Annotated in this window: 15 protein-coding genes, 1 tRNA gene, 1 rRNA gene and 1 pseudogene; 14 read left to right on the top strand and 4 right to left on the bottom strand. The window is 70.1% G+C overall.

Features of this window, described 5'->3' with window-relative positions; all coding sequences use genetic code 11:
- The 3 genes from rrf to ACIREE_RS21385 all read left to right on the top strand — a co-directional run.
- A 5S ribosomal RNA gene (gene rrf / locus ACIREE_RS21395) occupies nt 1-92 on the top strand; the annotation flags it as partial.
- 118 nt (nt 93-210) lie between these two features.
- On the top strand, nt 211-873 hold the full coding sequence (locus ACIREE_RS21390; RefSeq protein ID WP_404154288.1) for a DegT/DnrJ/EryC1/StrS family aminotransferase: 663 nt from the start codon (nt 211-213) through the stop codon (nt 871-873).
- 73 nt (nt 874-946) lie between these two features.
- Nucleotides 947-1,019 (top strand) — tRNA-Thr (locus ACIREE_RS21385).
- A 74-nt stretch (nt 1,020-1,093) separates the two neighbouring features.
- Here the strand turns inward: ACIREE_RS21385 and ACIREE_RS21380 are convergent.
- A complete protein-coding gene (locus ACIREE_RS21380; protein ID WP_404154233.1) occupies nt 1,094-3,715 on the bottom strand; it encodes a SpoIIE family protein phosphatase in 2,622 nt (873 codons plus the stop codon).
- A gap of 368 nt (nt 3,716-4,083) precedes the next feature.
- On the opposite strand from ACIREE_RS21380, the gene ACIREE_RS21375 reads away from it, so the two are divergent.
- From ACIREE_RS21375 to ACIREE_RS21330, 10 genes are all read left to right on the top strand, one after another.
- Nucleotides 4,084-9,573, top strand: a complete 5,490-nt coding sequence (locus tag ACIREE_RS21375; protein WP_404154230.1) for a HAMP domain-containing protein — start codon at nt 4,084-4,086, stop codon at nt 9,571-9,573.
- A 274-nt stretch (nt 9,574-9,847) separates the two neighbouring features.
- Nucleotides 9,848-10,528, top strand: coding sequence for a two-component system response regulator (locus ACIREE_RS21370; RefSeq protein WP_404154227.1), 681 nt, complete (start codon nt 9,848-9,850; stop codon nt 10,526-10,528).
- A gap of 115 nt (nt 10,529-10,643) precedes the next feature.
- The gene (locus ACIREE_RS21365; protein ID WP_404154224.1) at nt 10,644-13,412 is read left to right on the top strand and encodes a DNA translocase FtsK; all 2,769 of its coding nucleotides are present in this window, start codon (nt 10,644-10,646) and stop codon (nt 13,410-13,412) included.
- Nucleotides 13,413-13,629: 217 nt separating this feature from the next.
- Nucleotides 13,630-14,475, top strand: coding sequence for a RodZ domain-containing protein (locus tag ACIREE_RS21360; RefSeq protein WP_404154221.1), 846 nt, complete (start codon nt 13,630-13,632; stop codon nt 14,473-14,475).
- Nucleotides 14,476-14,559: 84 nt separating this feature from the next.
- Complete coding sequence (gene rimO, locus ACIREE_RS21355; RefSeq protein ID WP_404154218.1) at nt 14,560-16,020, top strand: 30S ribosomal protein S12 methylthiotransferase RimO; 1,461 nt, start codon at nt 14,560-14,562, stop codon at nt 16,018-16,020.
- A complete protein-coding gene (gene pgsA / locus ACIREE_RS21350; RefSeq protein ID WP_404154214.1) occupies nt 16,017-16,772 on the top strand; it encodes a CDP-diacylglycerol--glycerol-3-phosphate 3-phosphatidyltransferase in 756 nt (251 codons plus the stop codon). The genes rimO and pgsA overlap by 4 nt, the downstream gene beginning before the upstream one ends.
- Nucleotides 16,769-17,338 carry a CinA family protein gene (locus ACIREE_RS21345; protein WP_404154211.1) on the top strand — a complete coding sequence of 190 codons (570 nt, stop codon included), beginning with the start codon at nt 16,769-16,771 and terminating at the stop codon, nt 17,336-17,338. Before pgsA ends, ACIREE_RS21345 begins: the two co-directional genes overlap by 4 nt.
- 109 nt (nt 17,339-17,447) lie before the next feature.
- The gene (locus ACIREE_RS21340; protein WP_404154208.1) at nt 17,448-17,828 is read left to right on the top strand and encodes a helix-turn-helix domain-containing protein; all 381 of its coding nucleotides are present in this window, start codon (nt 17,448-17,450) and stop codon (nt 17,826-17,828) included.
- 175 nt (nt 17,829-18,003) lie between these two features.
- The gene (locus ACIREE_RS21335) at nt 18,004-18,477 is read left to right on the top strand and encodes a Dps family protein (RefSeq protein ID WP_404154205.1); all 474 of its coding nucleotides are present in this window, start codon (nt 18,004-18,006) and stop codon (nt 18,475-18,477) included.
- Between the two features lie 115 nt (nt 18,478-18,592).
- On the top strand, nt 18,593-18,943 hold the full coding sequence (locus ACIREE_RS21330) for a hypothetical protein (RefSeq protein ID WP_404154202.1): 351 nt from the start codon (nt 18,593-18,595) through the stop codon (nt 18,941-18,943).
- Here the strand turns inward: ACIREE_RS21330 and ACIREE_RS21325 are convergent.
- The 3 genes from ACIREE_RS21325 to ACIREE_RS21315 all read right to left on the bottom strand — a co-directional run bounded on the left by ACIREE_RS21325 (nt 18,891) and on the right by ACIREE_RS21315 (nt 25,379).
- Nucleotides 18,891-19,673: an SDR family NAD(P)-dependent oxidoreductase gene (locus tag ACIREE_RS21325; RefSeq protein WP_404154199.1), complete on the bottom strand. Its 783-nt coding sequence runs from the start codon at nt 19,671-19,673 to the stop codon at nt 18,891-18,893. The genes ACIREE_RS21330 and ACIREE_RS21325 overlap by 53 nt on opposite strands.
- Before the next feature lie 32 nt (nt 19,674-19,705).
- On the bottom strand, nt 19,706-20,530 hold the full coding sequence (locus ACIREE_RS21320; protein ID WP_404154196.1) for a DNA-formamidopyrimidine glycosylase family protein: 825 nt from the start codon (nt 20,528-20,530) through the stop codon (nt 19,706-19,708).
- 70 nt (nt 20,531-20,600) lie between these two features.
- Nucleotides 20,601-25,379, bottom strand: coding sequence for an ATP-dependent helicase (locus ACIREE_RS21315; RefSeq protein WP_404154193.1), 4,779 nt, complete (start codon nt 25,377-25,379; stop codon nt 20,601-20,603).
- Between ACIREE_RS21315 and ACIREE_RS21310 the strand changes: the two are divergent.
- A pseudogene (locus tag ACIREE_RS21310) lies at nt 25,291-26,217 on the top strand (AraC family transcriptional regulator); the annotation flags it as partial. The gene ACIREE_RS21315 and the pseudogene ACIREE_RS21310 sit on opposite strands and share 89 nt — an antisense overlap.
- Nucleotides 26,218-26,320: the final 103 nt, after the last annotated feature.

Raw genomic sequence — 26,320 nt, 5'->3', positions numbered from 1 at the left:
CGCCCGGTTACATTTCGAACCCGGAAGCTAAGCCTCACAGCGCCGATGGTACTGCAGGGGGGACCCTGTGGGAGAGTAGGACGCCGCCGAACTAAATTTGATAAGAAGCCTCTGGCCTCGAGCATTACGCTCGAGGCCAGAGGCTTTTTTGTTGTGCGTCACTTCGTGTTCACGTTCCGCGGTCACGATCCAGCCATGGGCACAGTTGCAATGCTGCAAGCCGCAGGCGTCGGAGCCGGTGACGAAGTGATCGTGCCGGCCTTCGGTAACCCCGAAGTCGCCGAGGCCGTCGTACGGGCCGGTGCGGCTCCCGTCTTCGCGGACATCGACGCGGACACCTACTGCATCGATCCTTCGCACGTCGCGGACCGCCTCAGCGCGCGAACCGCGGCCGTCGTCGCCGTCCACCGCTTCGGGCACCGGGCCGACATCGAACGGTTGCTCCACCTCGGCAGCCGGCACGGACTGCTCGTACTCGAGCAGGGCGAATCGGAGAAGCCGCACGACGAGGTGGGTCAACGGCGGGTGCACGCCGCCTACTTGAGCGGGCGGCTGAGCGGGGTGCGTACACCTGCCGGGCATGAGGGACACACCTACCAGCAGTACGTCGTGCGGGTCCCCGGGAACGGGCGGCCCGACCGCGACGCCTTCGCCCGGGTCCTGCGGGGCAAGGGCGTCGAATGCAGCGTGCCCGTGAAGGCGCCCGTGCACCGCTTGTCGGCGTTCCGGCGCGATGTGGCCCTGCCCGAGACCGAGCGGGCAGCCGACGAGACACTGGCGCTGCCCGTCGACGGCTCGATGACGCGCAGACAGCTCCAACGCGTGGTATCCGCGTGCAACGCTTTGGGCGGATTGCTTCAACCGGCCTTCTAGACTGACGGTTCGAGGGCACCCGAAGTTCAGGTATGCTTTATTTCGTTGCCGAGCGGAAACCGCGAAGCGACCGGCCCCTATAGCTCAGTCGGTAGAGCGTCTCCATGGTAAGGAGAAGGTCAGCGGTTCGATTCCGCTTGGGGGCTCGGTAATTGAGGCTCTCGCCCTGATCGGGCGGGGGCCTTTTTTCATGGCCCCCGCCCCTCCGGAACGGGCCGGATCAGTCGTGCTGGAGACCGGGCACGCGCATCGCGAGGATTGCCATGTCGTCCGACGGGGCGTCGGCTGCGAAGCGCTCCACCGCCCGCATGATGCGAGCCGCGACCGCACCGGCCGTCAGGCCCGTACAACCCGACAGGACTTCGGCCAGGCCGTCGTCGCCGAGCATGCGGGTGCCCTCGCGGCGCTCCGTGATGCCGTCGGTGACGCAGAGCAGGACATCACCCGGGTCGAGCGTCATCGTCTGCTCGTACAACTCCAGGTCGTCCATGACGCCGAGGAGCGGCTGCGGTTCCGCGAACGGCTCCACCGTGCCGTTCTGCCGCAGACGGAGCGGGAGCGGGTGGCCGGCGCAGACCATCTTGAGGACCGCCGAGCCGTCCTCCTGCGGCCACAACTCCCCGTAGAGCAGCGTCAGGAAGCGGCTGCGGGCGCCCTCGTCGAGGATCGCCGCGTTCAGGCGCTCCAGGACGGCCGGGCCGCCGAAGCCCTCACGGGCCAGCAGGCGCAGCGCATGGCGGGCCAGGCCCGTGACGGCCGCCGCCTCCGGGCCCGTACCGCAGACATCGCCGATCGCGAAGCCGTACGCGCCGTCGCGGATCGGGAAGAGGTCGTAGAAGTCACCGCCCACCTCGTTGCCCTCGCCGGCCGCGCGGTAGATGACCTCCACCTCGACGCCCGGGACGTGCGGGAGCTCCGGCGGCAGGAGGCTGCGCTGGAGGGACTGGCTGATGGCCATGCGCTCCGAGTACAGGCGCGCGTTGTCGAGGGCCAGAGCCGCCCGGCGGCTCATGTCCTCGGCCAGCTCCAGGATTTCCTGCCGGAAGTGCTCGTCCGTGGGCTTGCCGAGCGTGAGCATGCCGATGACCCGGTTACGGGCTACGAGGGGGAGGACCACCGTCTCGCCGCCGACCGCTGAGGCCGTCGCGAGAGTGGTACCGATGCCCGAGCTCACGCTGGCCGGTTCGCCAAGGCCCAGGCTGCGCATGGACGTACGGAGAGCAGCCTGGTGGGCCGCCTCCGCCGGGGCCGCCCAGATGCGGGCGCCCGGGGCCGGCACGGGTTCCGGTGGGGCGATCTTGGAGAGCAGCGCCTTGAGGCCGTCGATGCGGTCCTCGTCCTCGTGCAGGACGTAGGACAGGTACGGCTCCGAGGCCTGGTCGGCGATCATGTAGACCGCGCACCAGGTGGCGAGAGTCGGGACCGTCATCTGGGCCATGAGCGCCAGGGTTTGATCCCGGTCGAGGGTGCCGGCCAGCAGGTCGGAGGCCTCGACGAGGAAGCTGAGGGAGCCGCGGCGGAGCTTTTCGAGTTCGCCGAGGCGGGCCGACTCGACGGCCATGGCGATGCGGTCGGCCGCGAACTGGAGGCGCAGGGCCTCCTCGTTCGAGTAGCGGTCGGGGGCCTCGGCCGCCACGCCGAGTGAGCCGGTGAGGCGTCCCTCGACCTTCAGCGGGACCGTGACGACGGAGCGCATGCCTGTCCCGCTCAACAACGGTACGGCGCCCGGCACTTGGGTGAGGTCCTCGTGGACGGCCGGCATCCGCGCCGAACCGTAGCGGCCGGGGCCGACCTCGACCGGGACCCTGGCGAAGCGCTGGCGGGCCGAGGGGAGGCCGGTGGAGGCGCGGACCTCGAGCTCCGTCTCGTCGTCGGTGGCCAGCAGCAGGAACGCCGAGTCGGCGTCGAGCATGTCGCGGGCGCGCTCCACCGTGCGCTGCAGCAGGCCGTCGAGGTCGTCGGGGGCCGGCGAGCCGATGAAGATCTCGAAGGGGTCCGTGCCCTGGCTGTCGGGGTGGGCGCCGCTGTCGGGCGTGGGGAGGCGCAGGGGCGTCTGCAGCACGGCGCGCTCGTGGTCGCGTACGAGCAGACAGACCGTGGACGGGTCGCCGTCGGTGTCGCGGACGCGCAGATGCGAGGCGTAGACCGGGGCCACGCGCCCGCTCGCGCTGCGGATGCCGTAACTGCCTTCCCAGCGCGAGAGTTGCAGCGCGTCGGCGATGCCCGTGCTGGTGCCGGGCGTGTGCGGCCAGGCGGCGAGGTCGGTGAGGGGCTTGCCGGTGACGTGATCGGCCGCGTAACCGAAAAGGTGCTCCGCGTCCTCGTTCCACGCGGTGATCGCGCCGGTCTTGTCGATCTGGACGACGGCGACGCGGACCCGCTCGTCGGCGAGGGGCAGGAGGTCCGTGGGGAGCACGGGGCCCGCGGCGCGGGTGCCCACCGAGCGTGCGGGCAGGTCGATTTGGAACCAGACCCGCTTGTGCGTGGCCGAATAGTCGACGCCCCAGCGGCCTGCGAGCGCCGCGCAGAGCTGGAGGCCGCGGCCGCCCTCGCGATCGGGGCTGCCCATGCTGACCGCCGAGGACTGAAGCGGGATCTCACGCTCCGGATAGCGGTCGGCGACCTCGATGCGGACGTGGTCGTCACCTCGCAGGCACAGGACCTCCGCGGATGTGCCCGCGTGAACCACGGCATTTGTCACGAGTTCGCTGGTGAGGACCACCGCGTCGTCGATGATGTCGGCGAAGCCCCACCCCTGAAGGGTGTCGCGCACGAAGGAGCGCGCGGTCGCGACGGATCGCCCGACCGGTTCGAATGTGGCAGCCGCGCGCGCGGTGATCACAGAACTCCCTGTACGAGTTGTACTCGCTGTACGACTGTCGAGGCCCACGTCTCCCGTACCCATGTCGTGGCCGCCCCTCCGATGCCCGCTCGTTTTCCGCCACCGCCCAGGCCGGGCGGACCGGGGCGGGTGGACAGCCGTATGCAAGGTTACTTACCTTCGCGGTCCATGCGGATGCCGGTCGCCGGTGTTTCCGTCCGGAGGGTGTGCGGACGGTGTGCGAAGCTGCCGAACTGTTATGGCCTGGTTCAGCCATGGTGAAACACTGGGCAAGCTTCTGAAGAGAACGCATTGAAAAGCCGTTGCGACGGTAGAAGCGAACCCGAGCAACCCGAGCAGTTCTGGTCGACCCCTGCGGGAGGGACACAGTGGAGTCTGGCGCACCGACGCGGGGCAGGAAAGCGCGCGCAGAAGGCGGACAGTCCCTGAGTAAACAGCACAAGTCGCGCAATGGCACCACAACGGTGGACAGTGCGGCGCTGAACAGGCTGCTGGCCGGTCTCGTCGCGATGCGGGACGGAAATTTCCGCAAGCGGCTCACGGTCAGTGGCGACGGGGTGATGTCCGAGATCGCGGCTGTCTTCAACGAGGTGGCCGACCGGAATCTGCATCTGACCGGCGAGCTGTCGCGGGTGAGGCGCATGGTCGGGCGCGAGGGCAAGCTCACCGAGCGCCTGGAGGCGGGCGCCTGTGAGGGCTCCTGGGCCGCTGCCATCAACGCGTCGAACGCGCTCGTCGACGACCTCGTACGACCCGTCTCGGAGGTCGGCCGGGTACTCACGGCGGTCGCGGAGGGCGATCTGTCGCCGCGCATGGAGCTGCGGTCGCAGGTGCCGGACGGGACGGGGCATCCGCTGCGGGGCGAGTTCCTGAAGGTCGGGCGGACCGTCAACAATCTGGTCGACCAGCTCTCCACGTTCACCGACGAGGTCACGCGCGTGGCCAGCGAAGTGGGTACCGAGGGCAAGCTCGGTGGTCAGGCACGCGTACGTGGAATGTCCGGTTCGTGGAAAGATCTCACGGATTCGGTCAACACGATGGCGTACCGGCTCACCGCACAGGTGCGTGACATTGCTCTCGTCACCACCGCGGTGGCGAAGGGCGACTTGTCCCGAAAGGTCACGGTCCACGTCGCGGGCGAGATGCTCGAGCTGAAGAACACCGTGAACACGATGGTGGACCAGCTGTCGTCGTTCTCCTCCGAGGTCACGCGGGTGGCTCGGGAGGTGGGTACGGAGGGCGAGCTCGGCGGTCAGGCGCAGGTGCCCGGTGTGGCCGGCGTGTGGAAGGACCTCACCGATTCGGTGAACCTTATGGCCGGCAATCTGACCGCCCAGGTGCGGGGGATCGCTCAGGTCACTACAGCTGTAGCCAATGGTGACCTGTCGCAGAAGGTGACGGTGTCGGCTCGCGGCGAGGTCGCGCAGCTCGCCGAGACGATCAACCAGATGACCGAGACGCTGCGTACGTTCGCGGACGAGGTCACCCGTGTCGCCAACGAGGTCGGCGCCGAAGGACAGCTCGGTGGTCAGGCCAACGTGCCGGGTGCGGCCGGGACCTGGAAGGACCTGACGGACTCGGTCAACACGGTCTTCCGGAACCTCACGACGCAGGTGCGGGACATCGCCACTGTCACGACGGCGGTGGCGAACGGTGATCTGTCGCTGAAGGTCACCGTCGATGTCGCCGGTGAAATGCTGGAGTTGAAGAACACCGTCAACACGATGGTCGACCAGCTGTCGGCCTTCGGCTCCGAGGTCACGCGTGTCGCGCGGGAGGTCGGTGTCGAGGGTGAGCTGGGCGGTCAGGCGTTGGTGCCGGGTGCGGCCGGGACGTGGAAGGACCTGACCGACTCGGTCAACACGGCTTTCCGCAACCTCACCGGTCAGGTGCGCAACATCGCGCAGGTGACGACGGCGGTGGCGAACGGTGACCTGTCGCAGAAGGTCACCGTCGACGTCTCCGGCGAGATGCTCCAGCTGAAGAACACCGTGAACACGATGGTGGACCAGCTCTCCAGCTTCGCCGACCAGGTGACCCGTATGGCGCGCGACGTGGGCACGGAGGGCCGCCTCGGCGGTCAGGCCCGGGTGGACGGCGTGAGCGGTACCTGGAAGGAGCTCACGGACTCCGTCAACTTCATGGCGGGGAACCTGACTTCACAGGTGCGGCAGATCGCCCAGGTCACTACGGCTGTGGCGCGGGGCGACCTGTCGCAGAAGATCGACGTGGACGCGCGCGGCGAGATCCTGGAGCTGAAGAACACCATCAACACGATGGTCGACCAGCTCTCCGCGTTCGCGGACCAGGTGACCCGGGTGGCTCGTGAGGTGGGGACCGAGGGGCGCCTCGGCGGTCAGGCGCAGGTGCCTGGCGTCGCCGGTGTGTGGCGCGACCTGACGGACTCCGTGAACGGCATGGCCGGCAACCTCACGGCCCAGGTGCGCAACATCGCGCAGGTCGCCACGGCGGTGGCGCGCGGTGACCTGTCGCAGAAGATCGACGTGGACGCGCGCGGCGAGATCCTGGAGCTGAAGAACACCCTCAACACGATGGTCGACCAGCTCTCGGCGTTCGCCGAGCAGGTGACCCGGGTGGCCCGCGAGGTGGGTACGGACGGCATCCTCGGCGGTCAGGCCGAGGTGCAGGGTGTGTCGGGTACGTGGAAGGACCTGACGCAGTCCGTGAACGGCATGGCGAACAACCTGACCCTTCAGGTGCGCAATATCGCCGAAGTCACTACAGCTGTAGCGCGCGGCGACCTCTCGAAGAAGATCACGGTCGACGCCAAGGGCGAGATCCTCGAACTCGTCACCACCGTGAACACGATGGTCGACCAGCTCTCCGCGTTCGCCGAGCAGGTGACGCGCGTCGCCCGCGAGGTGGGCACCGAGGGACAGCTCGGCGGTCAGGCGCGGGTGCCGGGCATCACCGGCATCTGGAAGGACCTGAGTGACAACGTCAACCTGATGGCCAACAACCTGACCATGCAGGTGCGCAACATCTCCCAGGTCGCCAACGCCGTGGCCAACGGCGACCTGACCCGAACGGTGACCATCGAGGCGCGCGGCGAGGTCGCGCAGCTCGCCGACACGTTCAACACGATGGTGAAGACCCTGAGTTCGTTCGCCGACCAGGTCACCAAGGTGGCCCGCGAGGTGGGCACGGACGGCATCCTCGGCGGTCAGGCCCGCGTCCCGGGCGTGGCCGGCACGTGGAAGGACCTCACCGAGTCCGTGAACGGCATGGCCTCGAACCTCACCGGCCAGGTGCGCAACATCGCGATGGTCACGACCGCCATCGCCAAGGGCGACCTGACCAAGAAGATCGACATCGACGCGCGCGGCGAGATCCTCGAACTGAAGACGACGATCAACACGATGGTCGACCAGCTGTCCTCGTTCGCGGAGCAGGTCACCCGGGTCGCTCGCGAGGTGGGCACGGAGGGCCAGCTGGGCGGCCAGGCGCGCGTGCGCGACGTGGACGGCACCTGGCGCGACCTGACGGAGTCCGTGAACGAGATGGCCGGGAACCTGACCCGTCAGGTGCGTGCCATCGCGGCCGTCGCCACCGCGGTGACCCGCGGTGACCTCAACCTGAAGATCGACGTCGACGCGGCGGGCGAGATCCAGGTCCTGCAGGACAACATCAACAAGATGATCTCGAACCTGCGCGACACCACGATCGCCAACGAGGAGCAGGACTGGCTGAAGGGCAACCTGGCCCGTATCTCGGGTCTGATGCAGGGCCGCCGCGACCTCGCGGACGTGGCCTCGCTGATCATGAGCGAGCTGACGCCGGTGGTCTCGGCGCAGCACGGCGCGTTCTTCGTGGCGCTGCCCCTGGAGGACGGCGCCGACCCGACGGTCGCGCCCGAGGACGCGTACGAACTGCGCATGCTCGGCAGCTACGGCTACTCCATGGGCTCCATGCCGACGTCCTTCCGGCCCGGTGAGACGCTCATCGGGACCGCCGCGCAGGAGCGGCGCACGATCCTCGTGGACAACGCGCCCAGCGGCTACCTGAAGATCGCCTCGGGGCTCGGGGAGGCACCGCCCGCCCAGGTCGTCGTGATCCCGGTGCTCTTCGAGAACACGGTGCTCGGCGTGATCGAGCTGGCGTCCTTCACGCCGTTCACGCAGATCCAGAAGGACTTCCTGGGGCAGATCGCCGAGATGATCGCGACGAGCGTCAACACGATCTCCGTCAATACCAAGACGGAGGTGCTGCTGAAGCAGTCGCAGGAGCTGACCGAGCAACTGCGGGAGCGTTCGGCCGAGTTGGAGAACCGGCAGAAGGCCCTCCAGGCGTCCAACGCCGAACTGGAGGAGAAGGCCGAACTGCTCGCTCAGCAGAACCGCGACATCGAGGTGAAGAACACCGAGATCGAAGAGGCGCGACAGGTCCTGGAGGAGCGCGCCGAGCAGCTCGCGGTGTCGATGCGCTACAAGAGCGAGTTCCTCGCCAACATGTCGCACGAGCTGCGCACTCCGCTCAACTCGCTGCTGATCCTTGCCAAGTTGCTCGCCGACAACGCCGACACGAACCTCACGCCGAAGCAGGTCGAGTTCGCCGAGACGATCCACGGGGCGGGTTCCGACCTGCTCCAGTTGATCAACGACATCCTGGATCTGTCGAAGGTCGAGGCGGGCAAGATGGACGTCTCGCCGACCCGTATCGCTCTGGTGCAGCTTGTCGACTACGTAGAGGCGACGTTCCGGCCGCTGACCGCGGAGAAGCAACTCGACTTCTCCGTAAGGGTGTCGCCGGAACTGCCCACTACGTTGCACACCGACGAACAGCGCCTCCTCCAGGTGCTGCGCAACCTTCTCTCCAATGCGGTGAAGTTCACCGACTCCGGTGCGGTGGAGCTCGTCATCAGGCCGGCGGGCGCCGACGTGCCGAACGCCATCCGTGAACAGCTCCTGGAAGCGGGCTCGTTGAGGGAGGCGGACGGCGATCTGATCGCCTTCTCGGTGACCGACACCGGCATCGGTATCGCGGGCAGCAAGATGCGAGTGATCTTCGAGGCGTTCAAGCAGGCCGACGGCACCACCAGCCGCAAGTACGGCGGCACGGGCCTCGGGCTCTCCATCAGCCGTGAGATCGCCCGACTGCTGGGCGGTGAGATCCATGCGGCGAGCGAGTCCGGCCGCGGCTCCACGTTCACGCTGTACCTGCCGCTGCACCCGAGCGAGCTGCCGCCCCAGGGATACTCGCAGCTCGCCCCGGCCGTCGAACCGGGCCGCCCGCTGGCCCTCGACGCCGCGCCGGAGCCGGCCGAGGTGGAGACCCCGGCGGAGGTGAAGTCGTACCAGGAGACGCAGAACGGTGCCGCGGCGCTCTTCAGGCGGCGCCGCAGGCCCACGCCGGGGCCGGAGTTCCGTTCGTCGCTCGCAGGGCAGCCGACGCCCGCCCAGCAGCATTGGGAGGAGGACGGTGAGGCGCAGGGCACGCCCAAGGTGCGGCGCTCGTTCCACTTCGGTGGCGAGAAGGTGCTCATCGTGGACGACGACATCCGCAACGTCTTCGCGCTCACCAGCGTCCTGGAGCAGCACGGACTGTCGGTCCTGTACGCGGAGAACGGGCGGGAGGGCATCGAAGTCCTGGAGCAGCACGACGATGTGACGGTCGTGCTGATGGACATCATGATGCCGGAGATGGACGGCTATGCGACGACGACGGCGATCCGTAGGATGCCGCAGTTCGCCGGACTGCCGATCATCGCGCTCACCGCGAAGGCCATGAAGGGCGACCGGGAGAAGGCCATCGAGTCCGGCGCTTCCGACTACGTCACGAAGCCGGTGGACCCCGATCACCTGCTGTCTGTGATGGAGCAGTGGATGCGCGGTGACTGACCGGAATCCGAAAGATTCACGCGGAGTTGCTGACTGAGTGTGGCCGCGTCCGTGTAGAAGTGCGGTAACCGGGGAACCTTCTGGTCTCCCGCTGCGTTTCTGCTACGTGCACAGTGACATCTCGGTGACAGGGTGTGGCGGCAGGCAGGGTGCGGCTACGATGACCGGCACAAGGACGGGCGGCGCAAGGGAGCCGTCCCCTGGGGCGGCGCAAGGAGCCGCCTCGAATCCTGCGGACAGGGGCGGCCCCATGCCGGGGCGAGGAGGGCGGGCCATGGTGCAGAAGGCCAAGATCCTCCTGGTCGATGACCGGCCGGAGAATCTGCTGGCGCTGGAGGCCATCCTCTCTGCGCTCGATCAGACGCTGGTGCGGGCATCGTCCGGGGAGGAAGCGCTCAAGGCGCTGCTCACGGACGATTTCGCGGTCATCTTGCTTGACGTACAGATGCCAGGAATGGACGGGTTCGAAACCGCGGCGCACATCAAGCGTCGGGAACGGACGCGGGACATCCCGATCATCTTCCTCACCGCGATCAACCACGGACCGCACCACACGTTCCGTGGCTACGCGGCGGGTGCGGTGGACTACATCTCCAAACCGTTCGACCCGTGGGTACTGCGTGCGAAGGTCTCGGTCTTCGTGGAGCTGTACATGAAGAACTGTCAACTCCGGGAGCAGGCCGCTCTGCTGCGGCTCCAGCTGGAGGGCGGCAACAGGTCCGTCGGTGACGCGAAGGAGCCTGCGGGGCTGCTCGCCGAGCTGTCGGCGCGGCTCGCCGCGGTCGAGGAGCAGGCCGAGGCGCTGTCCAAGCAGCTCGACGAGGAGTCGGCGGATGCGGCAGCCGTTGCCACGGCCGCCCACCTGGAGCGCAAACTCACCGGCTTGCGCAGGGCTCTTGACGCTCTGGAGCCCGGCACGGGCAGCGGCGCGCCGTCCTTGCCGTCCCAGAGCTGAATCGACGACGGGGCTTTGCGGCCGCGTCAGTTCGGGCACCGGCAGTCCGCGACACGAACGGGTGAAGCACTGGGCACACGTGTCCGTGGGCGCCTCCACCGGTAACCTCACACCTATGGCCTCACGTCCTGCAGCCAAGAAGACGCCCGCGAAGAAGGCGGCCGCGCCGATCAAGGCTCCGGCGAAGAAGGCCCCTGCGAGAAAAGCTCCCGTCAAGAAGGCCGTGGCGAAGGCGCCCGCGAAGAAGGCGGCGGCGAAGAAGGCCGCGCCCAGGCCGGCGCCCAGCCCCACGGGGGGCTTGTACAAGGTCGTGCGCGCCCTGTGGCTCGGCGTCGCGCACAGCGTAGGGGCGATGTTCCGCGGCATAGGGCGTGGCGCGAAGGGGCTCGACCCGGCGCACCGCAAGGACGGCCTGGCGCTGCTGCTGCTCGGCGTCGCGCTGGTCTGCGCGGCCGGTACCTGGTCGAATCTGCGCGGGCCGGTCGGTGACCTGGTCGAAATGCTGGTGACCGGCGCGTTCGGCCGGCTCGATCTGCTGGTGCCGATACTGCTGGGCCTCATCGCCGTACGCCTCATCCGTCACCCGGAGAAGCCCGAGGCCAACGGGCGCATCGTCATCGGCCTGTCCGCGCTCGTCGTCGGCGTCCTCGGCCAGGTCCACATCGCCTGCGGCTCACCCACGCGGGACGACGGCATGCAGGGCATAAGGGACGCGGGCGGCCTCATCGGCTGGGCGACCGCGACCCCGCTCAGCTTCACCATGACCGACGTGCTCGCGGTCCCGCTCCTCGTGCTGCTCACCGTCTTCGGGCTGCTCGTGGTCACCGCGACGCCCGTCAACGCGATTCCGCAGCGCCTTCGGCTGCTCGGCGTGAAGCTCGGCATCGTCCACGACGACCTGGCCGTCGAGGACCTCGCCGCCGACGAGTACGACGACGAGTGGAGCGAGGCGGCGCCCCCGCGCGCGCGGCGGCGTTCCGCGGCCCCTGAGCCGGAGGCGTACGACCCCGACCGGATAGAGCAGGACGCCCTCTCCAGGCGGCGCAGGCCCCGACGCACGTCCGTGCAGCCCGCCATGGAGCGGCCCATGGACGCCGTGGACGTGGCCGCCGCTGCCGCCGCCGCGCTGGACGGGGCCGTGCTGAACGGTATGCCGCCGTCCCCGCTGGTCGCCGACCTCACGCAGGGCGTCGGCACGGAGCGTGGGGAGCGGGCGGAGCGCTCGGGGGAGGCGCCCGCGCCGGAGCGCACGGCACCCGTGCCGTCGGCCCGGGTGAAGAAGGCCGAGCCGGTCGCGGCGGAGCCCGAGCGGACGCCGTCGAAGCTCGGCGTGCCCGACCTGACCAAATCCTCGCCCGAGGACATGCGGGACCTGCCGCCGCGCGCGGAGCAGCTCCAGCTCGCCGGCGACATCACGTACGGGCTGCCCTCGCTCGACCTCCTGACGCGCGGTGGGCCCGGCAAGTCGCGCAGCGCCGCCAACGACGCCGTCGTCGAGTCGCTCTCGACCGTCTTCACCGAGTTCAAGGTCGACGCGGCCGTCACCGGCTTCACCCGCGGCCCGACGGTCACGCGCTACGAGGTCGAGCTCGGCCCCGCCGTGAAGGTCGAGAAGATCACGGCCCTCGCCAAGAACATCGCGTACGCCGTCGCCTCCCCCGACGTGCGGATCATCAGCCCCATCCCGGGCAAGTCCGCGGTCGGCATCGAGATCCCGAACACCGACCGCGAGATGGTCAATGTCGGGGACGTGCTGCGCCTCGCGGACGCCGCCGAGGACGATCACCCGATGCTGGTCGCACTCGGCAAGGACGTCGAGGGCGGCTATGTGATGGCGAACATGGCGAAGATGCCGCACATCCTTGTCGCGGGTGCCACGGGTTCCGGCAAGTCGTCCTGCATCAACTGCCTCATCACCTCGATCATGATGCGGGCGACCCCCGAGGACGTACGGATGGTGCTCGTCGACCCCAAGAGGGTGGAGCTGACGGCGTACGAGGGGATTCCGCACCTCATCACGCCGATCATCACCAACCCCAAGCGGGCCGCCGAGGCGCTCCAGTGGGTCGTACGCGAGATGGATCTGCGCTACGACGACCTCGCCGCGTTCGGCTACCGGCACATCGACGACTTCAACAAGGCCGTCCGCGAGGGCAAGCTCAAGACCCCCGAAGGCAGCGAGCGGGAGCTGAAGGCGTACCCGTACCTGCTGGTGATCGTCGACGAGCTCGCCGACCTGATGATGGTCGCGCCGCGTGACGTCGAGGACTCCATCGTGCGGATCACCCAGCTCGCGCGCGCGGCGGGCATCCACCTGGTGCTCGCCACCCAGCGCCCGTCGGTCGACGTGGTCACCGGCCTCATCAAGGCGAACGTGCCCTCGCGCCTCGCCTTCGCCACCTCCTCGCTCGCGGACAGCCGCGTGATCCTGGACCAGCCCGGCGCCGAGAAGCTCATCGGCAAGGGCGACGGACTGTTCCTGCCGATGGGCGCGAACAAGCCGACCCGTATGCAGGGCGCTTTCGTCACCGAGGACGAGATCTACGCCGTCGTGCAGCACTGCAAGGACCAGATGGCGCCCGTTTTCCGGGAAGACGTCACCGTGGGCACCAAGCAGAAGAAGGAGATCGACGAGGACATCGGCGACGACCTGGAGCTGCTGTGCGCCGCCGTCGAGCTGGTCGTCTCCACCCAGTTCGGGTCCACGTCCATGCTGCAGCGCAAGCTCCGTGTGGGCTTCGCCAAGGCAGGACGTCTGATGGACCTCATGGAGTCGCGCAGCATCGTTGGGCCGACCGAGGGATCGAAGGCCCGTGACGTGCTCGTAAAGCCGGACGAAGTGGATGGAGTGCTCGCGGTGATCCGCGGGGAGGCTCAATCCTGAGGATCTTTCGAATTTGATGTCACTCGTACGGGGATCCGGGGCAACCGTTTCCCCAACGAGTACGTCAAGTTGAGCGAGGGGGCAGCTCTTGTCCCACCATCAGGATGTCGGGCCAGTCTGATGGCGTACAAAGTCCGGCCGCCCGGTTGCCCCACCCTTTCGTACCCCCCCTAGACTGAACCTCCAGCAGGTGGCTACACGCTCGAAAGGCGCCCCCGTGTCCATCGGCAACTCCCCTGAAGACGACCGTCCTTCGGAAGACAGCACTCCGCACACGGACGACCGGCCCTCGATCGGTCGTGCCCTGCAGCAGGCACGCATCGACGCGGGGCTGACCGTCGACGAGGTGAGCCAGTCGACCCGGGTGCGCATCCCGATCGTGCAGGCCATCGAGGAAGACGACTTCTCCCGCTGTGGCGGTGACGTGTACGCGCGTGGCCACATCCGGACGCTCGCGCGCGCCGTGGGCGTCGATCCGGAACCGCTCCTCGCGCAGTACGGCGCCGAGCGCGACCAGCAGCCCGCGCCCACGCCGGCCACCCCGCTGTTCGAGGCCGAGCGCATCCGCTCCGAGCCGCGCAGGCCCAACTGGACCGCCGCCATGGTGGCCGCGATCGTGGCCGTCATCGCCTTCGTCGGCTACACCGTGGTCAATGGCGGCGACGACGGCGACAAGCAGCAGGCCGCCGAGGGCGCGACGCCCGCGACCAGCAAGCCCGCCCCGAAGCCGAGCACCACGACCAAGAAGCCCGCCGCCCCGAAGCCGGACCCGTCCGACAGCGCCATCGCGGCCGCGCCCCAGGACAAGGTCACCGTGAAGATCAGCGCGCCGGACGGGCGCAGCTGGATCTCCGCGAAGGACCACAACGGGCGGATCCTCTTCGACGGGCTGCTCGAAAAGGGCCAGACGAAGACCTTCCAGGACAACCAGAAGGTCGATCTCGTGCTCGGTGACGCGGGCGCCATCCAGCTGTTCGTGAACGGCAAGCAGATCGAGGACGAGTTCCAGCCCGGCCAGGTCGAGCGCCTCACGTACACCAAGGGAGACCCCGAAGTCGGCTGACGGACGAGCCGCCGGACGGCCCGGGCACCCCTTCGGCAACCCTCCCGGCGAGGGCTGTCAGTGGAACAACGTAGTCTTGAGACCATGCCCGAACGCCGTACCGTCGCACTTGTCACCCTTGGCTGCGCCCGTAACGAGGTGGACTCGGAGGAGCTCGCAGGCCGCTTGGAGGCGGACGGCTGGGAGCTCGTCGAGGACGCCGAGTCCGCGGATGTCGCCGTCGTCAACACCTGTGGCTTCGTCGAGGCCGCCAAGAAGGACTCCGTCGACGCCCTGCTCGAAGCCAATGATCTGAAGGGTCATGGCAGAACCCAGGCCGTCGTCGCCGTCGGCTGCATGGCCGAGCGGTACGGCAAGGAGCTCGCCGACGCGCTGCCCGAGGCCGACGGCGTGCTCGGGTTCGACGACTACGAGGACATCTCCGGTCGCCTGCAGACCATCCTCTCGGGCGGCAGCGTCGAGGCGCACGCCCCGCGCGACCGGCGCAAGCTGCTGCCGATCAGCCCCGCCGAGCGCCAGGAGGCCGGGGCGGGGATCGCTCTTCCGGGACATGCTCCGGCGGATCTGCCCGACGGGCTCGCGCCCGCGTCCGGGCCGCGCGCGCCGCTGCGGCGCCGACTCGACGGCGCACCCGTCGCCTCCGTGAAGCTGGCCTCCGGCTGCGACCGGCGCTGCTCGTTCTGCGCGATCCCCTCGTTCCGTGGCTCCTTCATCTCGCGCCGCCCCAGTGACGTACTGAACGAAACGCGGTGGCTGGGCGAGCAGGGCGTCAAGGAGATCATGCTGGTCTCCGAGAACAACACGTCGTACGGCAAGGACCTGGGCGACATCCGCCTCCTTGAGTCGCTGCTGCCCGAGCTGGCCGCCGTCGACGGGATCGAGCGGGTCCGCGTCAGCTATCTGCAGCCCGCCGAGATGCGCCCCGGCCTCATCGACGTACTGACGGGCACCGACAAGGTCGTCCCGTACTTCGATCTCTCCTTCCAGCACTCGGCGCCCGGCGTGCTGCGCGCGATGCGGCGCTTCGGTGACACCGACCGCTTCCTGGAGCTGCTCGACACCATTCGGAGCAAGGCACCGCAGGCCGGTGTCCGGTCGAACTTCATCGTGGGCTTCCCCGGTGAGTCCGAGTCCGACTTCGCCGAGCTGGAGCGCTTCCTGAACGGCGCGCGGCTGGACGCCATCGGTGTGTTCGGCTACTCCGACGAAGAGGGCACGGAAGCGGCGACGTACGAGAACAAGCTCGACGAGGACGTCGTCGCCGAGCGCCTCGCGCGGGTGTCCCGCCTCGCCGAGCAGCTGGTGTCGCAGCGGGCCGAGGAGCGCCTGGGCGAGACCGTCGAGGTGCTCGTCGAGTCCGTCGACACCGAGGACGGTGTCGTCGGGCGCGGTGCGCACCAGGCGCCCGAGACCGACGGCCAGGTGCGGCTCACGGGCGGCGCCGGGCTGAGCGTCGGCCGTATGGTCGTGGCAAAGGTGGTCGGGACCGAAGGCGTGGACCTCGTCGCCGAGCCACTCGACGGCTATGAGGAGGCGGCCAGATGACCGGAGTCCCGGCATCCGCCACGGGCGGGACCGGCACGCCGGCGCCCGGCGGCAAGCTGGGCGCTGCGGCCGTCAACCAGGCCAGCCTCTGGAACGTCGCCAACCTGCTGACCATGGTGCGGCTGCTGCTCGTGCCGGGGTTCGTGATGCTCATGCTGGCCGACGGCGGGTACGACCCCGCGTGGCGGGCCTGGGCGTGGGCGGCGTTCGCCGTCGCGATGATCACTGATGTCTTCGACGGGCACCTGGCGCGTACGTACAACCTGGTCACCGACTTCGGGAAGATCGCCGACCCCATCGCCGACAAGGCGATCATGGGTGCTGCGCTGATCTGCCTGTCCTACCTCGGGGACCTGTCGTGGTGGGTGACCGGCGTCATCCTCGGGCGTGAGCTCGGGATCACGCTGCTGCGTTTCGTGGTGATCCGGTACGGGGTGATCCCGGCCAGCCGGGGCGGGAAGTTGAAGACGCTCGCACAGGGCACGGCTGTCGGCATGTACGTGCTGGCGCTGACCGGGCCGCTCGCCACGTTCCGGTTCTGGGTGATGGCGGTGGCGGTGGCGCTGACCGTGATCACCGGGCTCGATTACGTACGGCAGGCGGTCGTGTTGCGCCGCGCGGGCCTGGCGGAGGCGCAGGCCGCGGCGGCTGTGTCGCAGGCGGCCACGGAGCAGGCGTCGTCGTTCTCGGAGACGCCGTCCCCGGAGACTTCGTCCTCGGAGGCTTCGTCCTCGGAGGCGGCCGAGAAGTGACGCATGAGGCTGCCGAGGCGCTGCGGCTGTTGGCCGAGCGGGGGGAGACCCTCGCCGTGGCCGAGTCGCTGACCGGTGGTCTCGTGGCCGCGGAGCTGGTGGCGGTGCCCGGGGCCTCGAAGGTGCTCCGCGGGTCGGTCACGGCGTACGCGACCGAGCTCAAGCACGATCTGCTCGGCGTCGACGCCGAGCTGCTGGCCGCGCACGGTCCTGTCCACCCCGAGGTCGCGCTGCAGATGGCGGCCGGAGTGCGCGAGGCGCTCGGCGCGGACTGGGGGATCGCCACGACCGGCGTCGCCGGGCCCGGTCCGCAGGACGGGCAGCCGGTGGGCACGGTCTACGTGGCTGCCGTCGGGCCCGGAAACGGTGTTCCCACGGGCACACGGAATTTCGCTGGTAGCCGCAAAGTACTCGAGCTGCGGTTGAACGGCGGCCGTACGGAAATCCGTATGGAGAGTGTACGGAGCGTGCTTGTCCTCCTCGTGGAAGAGCTGGTCGGAGGGTGTTCCGGCGAACGTACTGGGAATGCGCGGGCACAGGATACGGAACAGAACGGGGGGTTTTGATGTTTGCAGCCCTGAGTGAACACGACATCGCTCCCCGCACGGCCGCGGCACGAGGCGGTACGGTGGGGCGTGAAGGATGCGGCTACGCGGTCCGAGGAGGGAGCCACCGATGATTCTGCTCCGTCGCCTGCTGGGTGACGTGCTGCGTCGGCAGCGCCAGCGCCAGGGCCGTACTCTGCGCGAAGTCTCCTCGTCCGCCCGAGTCTCGCTCGGCTATCTCTCCGAGGTGGAGCGGGGGCAGAAGGAGGCATCCTCCGAGCTGCTCTCCGCTATCTGCGACGCGCTTGACGTACGGATGTCCGAGCTGATGCGCGAGGTGAGTGACGATCTCGCTCTCGCGGAGCTGGCCGAGTCGGCAGCAGCGGTCCCGTCAGGGCCGGTGCACGCACCGGTTCGCCCAATGCTGAATGCGGTCTCCGTGACCGGCGTACCGCCGGAACGGGTGACGATCAAGGCGCCTGCGGAGGCGGTCGACGTCGTAGCGGCGTAGCGCCTGCGCGCAGTGTGACATGTGTGAAAGCCCCGGCCGGGAAGCAGGTCGGGGCTCTCTGCTGTGCGCTCGACGTCGGAGGACCCGGTGCGGAGCGTCCCGGTTCGGAGCTTCGTGTGTCCGTAATAGTCCATGTGTGCCATCGTTGGTGATGATTTCCACATGGAGGTGACGGATGTACGTCGTGAAGAGCCCGCTGTCCGATGCTGATCTGAAGACGGTGTCCGAGGCGCTGCAAGGGGCGCTCGTGGACCTGGTGGACCTCTCCCTCGTGGCGAAGCAGGTCCACTGGAACGTCGTCGGTCCCAGGTTCCGTTCCGTACACCTCCAGCTCGATGAGGTAGTGGACACCGCACGCCTGCACTCCGACACGGTCGCGGAGCGGGCCTCGGCGCTGGGCGTCCCGCCGGACGGCCGGGCGGCGACCGTGGCCGCGAGCAGCGGCATCGGCACGGTGTCCGACGGCTGGGTGAAGGACACGGACGCCGTGGGGACGCTGGTGGAGGCGCTCGGCGCGGTGATCACCCGGATGCGCGGGCGGATCGGAGCGACCGGCGAAGCGGACCCGGTGAGCCAGGACATCTTCATCGGCATCACGGCCGACCTGGAGAAGCACCACTGGATGTTCCAGGCCGAGAACCGCGGCTGAGGGCCCGGTTTCCGAGCGGTACGGAGTGTGGGGGCGCGTCAAGGCGATCGTGGCGCGCCCTTGGTGCGCCCTGTCGAGGCTGATGGGGGGCCTTTGGCGTCGAGGTGCCATACCGGTGACGGGCGGAGGTGAGCGGTCGGTGGCTCGTCGGCTGCTGCGCTGGATACCGGGCGTGGTACTCGGTGCGCTGTGGTGGTGGGGCGTGCTGCGCCTGGCCCTCGCACCGGACGCCGGGGTGTTCGAAGGGGCGGTGACGTTCGGCGGCTGGGGGCTCAGTCTGCTGCCGGTGCACGCGCTGCCGAAGGGGCGGGCGGCGGGGGTCGCAGGGGTGCCGGGGCACCATGGGGCGCGGCGGGTGCGGTCGCGGGCGGTGCGGGCGGGCCAGCTGCTGGGGACGGGGGCGCGGGGGCAGGTCACCAAGGCATGGCAACGCCGCCGTTCGGACGGAGGATCTGGCCGGTCGTGAACCCCGCGGCGTCCGAGGCGAGGTGCAGCACCGCGTGCGCGATGTCCGCCGGTTCGCCGACGCGGCCGAGCGGGGCCATGCGCACCATCAGCGACTCCGTGTGGGCCTGGACGCTCTCGTCGTGGCGGCTCGTCATCGGTGTACGGATCCAGCCCGGCGCGACCGCGTTGACCCGGATGCCGTGCGGTCCGACCTCTGTGGCGAGCGTCTTGGTGAGCTGCACGACGGCGGCCTTGGCCGCGCCGTAGCAGAGCAGGCCGGGACCGCCGGTGTCGACCGCGCCCGAGGCCATCGTGACGATGCTGCCGCGGGTGCCGGCCGCGATCATGGTGCGGGCCGCCTCCTGGCACGCGTACAGCACGCCCTTGAAGTTGATGGCGAGTACGCGGTCGAGGTCCTCGTCGAGGGTCTCCAGGACGGGGCTGTTGTGCATGATTCCGGCGATGGCAGCCATGATGTCCAGCGCGCCGGTGGGGCTGGTCGCGCAGGCGGCGGCTATGGCTTCGGCGACCTGGCCGCGGTCGGACACGTCCAGGGTGTGCGGGTGGGCCGTGCCTCCGGTGTCCTTGATGAGCGCCGCCGTCTCGTGCAGGCCCTGCGTGTCGCGGTCCGCGCAGTGCACGGTGGCCCCCGCCTCTGCGAGCAGCGTGGCCGAGGCGCGCCCGATGCCGCTCGCGGCGCCGGTGACGAATGCGGTGCGTCCGGTGAGGTCGTACGCCTTGACGGGCATGAGGGGACCGTACGAGCTGATCTGACGGCCCGTCAATTACCGTGCGTGGGATACCTGGTGGGGTGTGGGCCCGGCTGGCAGGTGGGGCACCAGTAGGTGGGGCGTTCGCGCGAGCCGTCGCCCTGTTCGGCCACGCGGATCGGGGTACGGCAGCGCCGGCAGGGGCGTCGCGCTCTGCCGTAGACGTACAGGCCCTCGCCGGGGCGGGCGTTGCCGGTGGTGACCCGGTTGGGGCGGTCGCGGTTGGCTTCGAGGAGCTTCTTGGAGAGCGGCGGGATGAGTTCGGCAGTCTCGGGCGTCAGCTCGCCGACCGGGAGCCAGGGCGTGACGCGCAGGAGAAAGCAGATCTCGGACTTGTAGACGTTGCCGATGCCGGCGAGGTTGCGCTGGTCGAGGAGGGCCTCGCCGAGAGCGCGGGTGGGGTCCTTGCGCAGGTTGCTCAGGGCCGTCTCGGGATTCCAGTCCGGGCCGAGCAGGTCGGGGCCGAGGTGGCCGACGGCCTTGGATTCCTCGGTGGTCTTCAGCAGCTCGAGCACGGGCAGGCGGTAGCCCACTGCCGCGTGCGACTCGTTGGCGAGGATGGCCCGGATCTGGTGCGCGGGGCCGCCGCGCCAGCGCTCGCCCGGGGCGTAGATCTTCCAGGAGCCGTCCATCCGCAGGTGCGAATGCAGGGTGAGACCGCCCTCGATACGGGTCAGCAGATGCTTTCCGCGTGAGATGACGTCCAGGACCGTACGGCCGGTCAGGTCCGCCGTGGCGAAGCGGGGGACGCGCAGGTCGGAACGGATGAGGACCTGACCCGCGAGTGCGGTGTGCAGCCGCTTCGCGGCCTGTAGGACGGTGTCTCCCTCGGGCATGACTCAAGCGTAGGCGGCGCGCCCTCCATGGGGCGGTCGAGCGACCGGGGCGGCGCTGTCGGCGCGCATCTCATGCGCGCAGGCGCAGGCCGCGGGGCGTCGCGTGGAAACCGGCTCCTTCCAGGAGGGGGGCGTACGGGGAGGTGAGCGCGGCCTCCCCGTTGATCCGCTCCACGGTGATCGTGCCGAGGGCGCCGGAGCGGGCCGCCTCGGCCAGCGAGCGGGCGGCGGCGGGCAGCCGGGCGTCGTCCGCGACATCGGCGGCTGTCGGCGCTGCGGATTCCGCTGCGGTGCTGGGCCAGGCCAGGAGGCTCTTGCCGCCGCGCTCCATGTAGAGCGTCAGCTCACCGTCGACCAGTACCACCAGGGAACCGGCCTTGCGGCCCGGCTTGTGGCCCGCGCGTGTGGGCGGCTCGGGCCAGGGGAGCGCGGCGCCGTACGCGTTGGCCGGGTCGGCGGCCGCGAGGACCAGGGCGCGGGGAGCGGCGGTCTTGGCGGCGGGGGCAGATGGGCCGCCGACCGGTCCGTAGGGGTCGGGCGGAGGTGCGCCACGCTCCTGCGCGTTGGCCGCCGCCCGTAGGCGGTCCACCGCGCCGTCCATCGCGAACTGGGCGGCACCGAGCCCCTCCACGACATAGCCCCGCCGGGCCTGCCCGCTCTCCTCAAAGACGGACAGCACCCGGTACGTCGCCGAGAAGCCGCCCTCGACGCCTTCGGCGGCGACCGCGCCACGGGTCACCACGCCGTGCCGGTCCAGGAGGGTGTGGGCCAGGGCGTGGGCGCGCACGGTCGGGTCGGGCTCCAGGGCGGGCAGGAGCGACCAGCGGCCGGCGACCGTGGGCGGGCCGGTGCGCGAGGTGGCTCTGGCGGCGGCCGTCAGGCTTCCGTAGCGGCCGCGCGGGACGGCTCTGCGGGCACGGTGGGCGGTGGAACCCGCGGTGCGGCCGGAGCCGAGGAGGGCGCGCATCGGGGCGAGCGTGTCGTTCGTGAGGCGGCCCGACCAGGCCAGGTCCCAGAGGGCGTCGGCCAGTTGAGGATCGGTGGTGCTGATGGGGGCACCATGCTGCTCCTTGAAGCCCTCGGGGAGCGCGGTGGCACGGACCTGGTCGGCGATCTGCCGGAAGAACAGGCCGTAGCCGCCGGAGAGGCTGTCCAGGACGGCCTGGTGGAGCGGCGTGAGCTCCAGGGGGTGCGGGGGCGGCAGGAGGAGCGGGGCGGCGTCGGCGAGGTAGAGGGAGACCCAGCCGTCCTTGCCGGGGAGCGAGCCCGCGCCGGCCCACAACACCTCGCCGGATGCCGTGAGTTCGTCGAGCAGCGCCGGTGCGTAGCCGGAGACCCGGGAGGGCAGGACGAGCTTCTCCAGGGCCGAGGCGGGTACGGAGGCGCCCTGGAGCTGCTCCACGGCACGGACCAGACCATCGACCCCGCGCAGGCCGTGGCCGCTCAGGTTCTGCCACTGGGGCAGGAACTGGGCCAGGGCGGCTGGGGGCACCGGCTCCAGTTCGTGCCGCAGCGCGGCGAGGGAGCGGCGGCGCAGGCGGCGCAGCACGGTCGCGTCGCACCACTCCTGGCCGATGCCGGCGGGGTGGAACTCGCCCTGCACGACCCGGCCGTTCGCACCGAGACGCTGGAGGGCGCCCTCCGTGACGGCGGTGCCCAGGCCGAAGCGGCCGGCCGCCTGGGTGGAGGTGAACGGGCCGTGGGTGCGGGCATAGCGGGCCAGGAGGTCGCCGAGCGGGTCCTTGACCGGCTCGGTGAACGCCTCGGGGACGCCGACAGGGAGCGCGGTGCCGAGGGCGTCGCGCAGACGGCCCGCGTCCTCGATCGCCGCCCAGTGGTCGGCTCCGGCGACGCGGACCCGGATGGCCCGCCGGGCGGACGCGAGGTCCTCGGCCCAGCCGGACTCGGCGCCCCGCTCGGCCAACTCGGCGTCCGTGAGCGGCCCCAGGAGACGCAGCAGGTCCGCGACGCCTTCGACATCCTTGATGCGGCGGTCCTCCGTGCGCCACTGCAGCTCCTGCTCCAGCTCGGCGAGCACGTCCGCGTCGAGCAGCTCGCGCAGCTCGGCCTGGCCCAGCAACTCGGCCAGCAGGCGGGAGTCCAGGGACAGCGCGGCCGCGCGGCGCTCGGCGAGCGGGGAGTCGCCCTCGTAGAGGAACTGCGCGACGTAACCGAAGAGGAGCGAGCGGGCGAAGGGGGACGCCTCCGGGGTGGTGACCTCGACGAGGCGCACCTTGCGGGACTCGATGTCGCCCATCAGCTCCGCGAGGCCCGGTACGTCGAAGACGTCCTGGAGGCACTCCCGCACCGCCTCCAGGACGATCGGGAAGGACCCGAACTCACTTGCCACCTGGAGCAGTTGCGACGCGCGCTGACGCTGCTGCCACAGCGGCGTGCGCTTGCCGGGGTTGCGCTTGGGCAGGAGCAGCGCGCGAGCGGCGCACTCGCGGAAACGGGACGCGAACAGGGCCGAGCCGCCCACCTGGTCGGTGACGAGCTGGTCGACGTCCCCCTTGTCGAAGGCGACGTCCGCGGCGCCGATGGGGGCCTGCTCCGCGTCGTACTCCAGGCCCGGCTTGGCGGGCTCCTGGTCGAGGAGGTCCAGGCTCATCAGGTCGGCGTCGGGCAGGCGCAGCACGATGCCGTCGTCGGCATGCATGACCTGCGCGTCCATGCCGTACTTCTCGCTGAGCCGGGCGCCGAGTGCGAGCGCCCACGGGGCGTGCACCTGGGCGCCGAACGGGGAGTGCACGACGACGCGCCAGTCGCCCAGCTCGTCCCGGAAGCGCTCGACCACGATGGTGCGGTCGTCCGGGATGTGGCCGCATGCCTCGCGCTGCTCGGCCAGGTACGACAGCACGTTCTCCACGGCCCAGGTGTCCAGGCCCGCCGCGGCGAGGCGCACGCGCGCGTCGTCCGGCTTCTGTGAGCCGACCTCGCGGAGGAACGCGCCCACCGCACGCCCCAGTTCGAGCGGGCGGCCCAGCTGATCGCCCTTCCAGAAGGGGAGCCGGCCGGGGACCCCGGGGGCGGGGGAGACGAGAACGCGGTCACGCGTGATGTCCTCGATACGCCAGGAGCTGGTGCCCAGAGTGAAGACGTCGCCCACACGGGACTCGTAGACCATCTCCTCGTCGAGCTCGCCGACGCGGCCGCCGCCCTTCTTGGGATCGGCGCCCGCGAGGAAGACGCCGAACAGGCCGCGGTCGGGGATCGTGCCCCCGGAGGTGACGGCAAGACGCTGGGCTCCGGGGCGGCCCGTGATCGTGCCGGCGACGCGGTCCCAGACGACGCGCGGGCGCAGCTCGGCGAAGGCGTCCGACGGATAGCGGCCCGCGAGCATGTCGAGTACGCCGGTGAACGCCGACTCCGGGAGCGAGGCGAAGGGGGCCGCCCGGCGGACGAGCGCGAGGAGGTCGTCGACCTGCCACGTGTCCAGGGCTGTCATCGCGACCACCTGCTGGGCGAGCACGTCCAGAGGGTTGCCCGGGACGCGCAGCGACTCGATGGCGCCCGAGCGCATCCGCTCGGTCACGACCGCGGACTGCACCAGGTCACCGCGGTACTTCGGGAACACGACGCCCGTGGACACCGCGCCCACTTGGTGGCCCGCACGCCCCACGCGCTGCAGGCCCGAGGCGACGGAGGGCGGCGACTCCACCTGGATGACGAGGTCGACGGCGCCCATGTCGATGCCGAGTTCGAGGCTGGACGTGGCGACGACGGCGGGCAGCCGGCCCGCCTTCAGGTCCTCCTCGACGAGTGCGCGCTGCTCCTTGGAGACCGAGCCGTGGTGAGCGCGGGCGATGACCTGGGGGGCGCCCGTCGCCGCGCCGGAGCCGCCCATCAGCTCGGCGGGTGAGTGGTCCTCGGGGAGGGACTCGCCGGTGGCCCGCTCGTAGGAGATCTCGTTCAACCTGTTGCACAGGCGCTCCGCCAGGCGCCGTGAGTTGGCGAAGACAATCGTGGAGCGGTGGGCCTCGATGAGGTCCGTGATGCGTTCCTCCACGGAGGGCCAGATCGAGGGACGCTCGGCTCCCTGGTCGGAGTCGGCGACCGGGGATCCACCGAGCTCGCCGAGGTCCTCGACCGGGACCACCACCGACAGGTCGAACTCTTTGCCGGACGGCGGCTGGACGATTTCCACCTTGCGCTGCGGCGACAGATAGCGCGCCACCTCGTCGACCGGGCGGACCGTCGCGGACAGGCCGATGCGGCGGGCCGGGCGGGGCAGCAACTCGTCCAGCCGCTCCAGCGAGAGCGCCAGGTGCGCGCCGCGCTTGGTGCCCGCCACCGCGTGCACCTCGTCCAGGATCACCGTCTCGATACCGGTCAGCGCCTCGCGCGTGGCCGACGTCAGCATCAGGAACAGCGATTCCGGTGTCGTGATCAGGATGTCCGGCGGGCGCGTGGCCAGCGCGCGGCGCTCGGCCTGCGGGGTGTCACCCGAGCGAATGCCGACCTTCACCTCGGGCTCGGGCAGGCCCAGGCGCACGGCCTCCTGTCGGATTCCGATGAGCGGGCTGCGCAGATTGCGCTCGACGTCGACCGCGAGGGCCTTCAACGGAGACACGTACAGGACGCGGCAGCGCTTCTTCGGGTCGGCGGGCGGGGGCGTGGTGGCGAGCTGATCGAGGGCGGCGAGGAACGCGGCGAGTGTCTTGCCCGAACCGGTCGGTGCGACGACCAGCACATCCGACCCCTCGCCGATCGCCTGCCACGCCCCGGCCTGCGCGGACGTGGGCGTGGGAAAGGCCCCCATGAACCAACCTCGCGTCGCGGGGGAGAACCCGTCAAGGGCGCTGCGGGCACTGGGACCGCTCTGGGCACCCTGCCTGGACCTGACCATGTCCCCCATCCTGCACCCCACCACTGACAATGGCCGTGACCTGCGGAAACGACTGGTTCATCAGGGTGACGTGGCGCAGAATGGGGGCATGGCGGGCAAGGGCGAGTGGGCGCGGCACTGGCAGTACGAACGGCTGCCCGGGCTCGATCTGCTGCGCGCCCGCTACCTGCGGCACACCTTCCCGCGCCACAGCCACGACGGGTATGTGTTCGGCGCGGTCAGCCGCGGCGTCGAAGAGGTCGGCATGCCCGACAGCACCGTGCACGCCGTACCCGGCACCGTCGTCATGATCAATCCAGAGGTGGCGCACACCGCGCGGGCCGGCGGGCCCGATGGCTGGTCCTACTCCACGCTCTACCCGTCGGCGCAGGTCGTCGGCGAGGTCGCCGCGGAGATCACCACGGTCCGCGGCACCGTGGGCTTCGGCGAGACCATCGTCACCGATCCCCGGGCCGCGGACCTGATCCGCGAGGTGCACCGGGCCGCCGAACAGGGCAACGCGCTGGCCGCCGACAGCGTGCTGCGGGTCGTACTCGCCCGGCTGCTGCGCGACCACGGCACGGCGCTCGCGCAGCGGCCGCGCCGGTCGGCGGGGGCCACGGCCGCGGCACGCGCGCGGGATGTCCTCGAAGCGGGCATGACCGACCCGCCGTCCTTGGAAATCCTCGCGGCGGACCTCGGCACCAGCCCGTTCGCGCTCCTGCGGGCCTTTCGTGACGCCTACGGGATGCCGCCGCACGCCTGGCTCACCAATGCGCGGGTGCGCGTCGCGCGTCGCCTCCTGGAGAAGGGGACAGCGCCCGCCGATGCCGCCGTGGCCGTCGGTTTCACCGACCAGCCGCACCTGAACCGGCACTTCACCCGGATCGTCGGGGTGCCTCCGGGGGCGTACCAGCGTGAGCGCAAGAACGTACAAGACGCTGACGGGCGCCCCCTCGTAC

Origin of the sequence: Streptomyces sp. NPDC102467, assembly GCF_044765445.1 — a bacterium.
Classification (GTDB): Bacteria; Actinomycetota; Actinomycetes; order Streptomycetales; family Streptomycetaceae; genus Streptomyces.
This window is presented reverse-complemented; position numbering and strand designations above follow the sequence as displayed.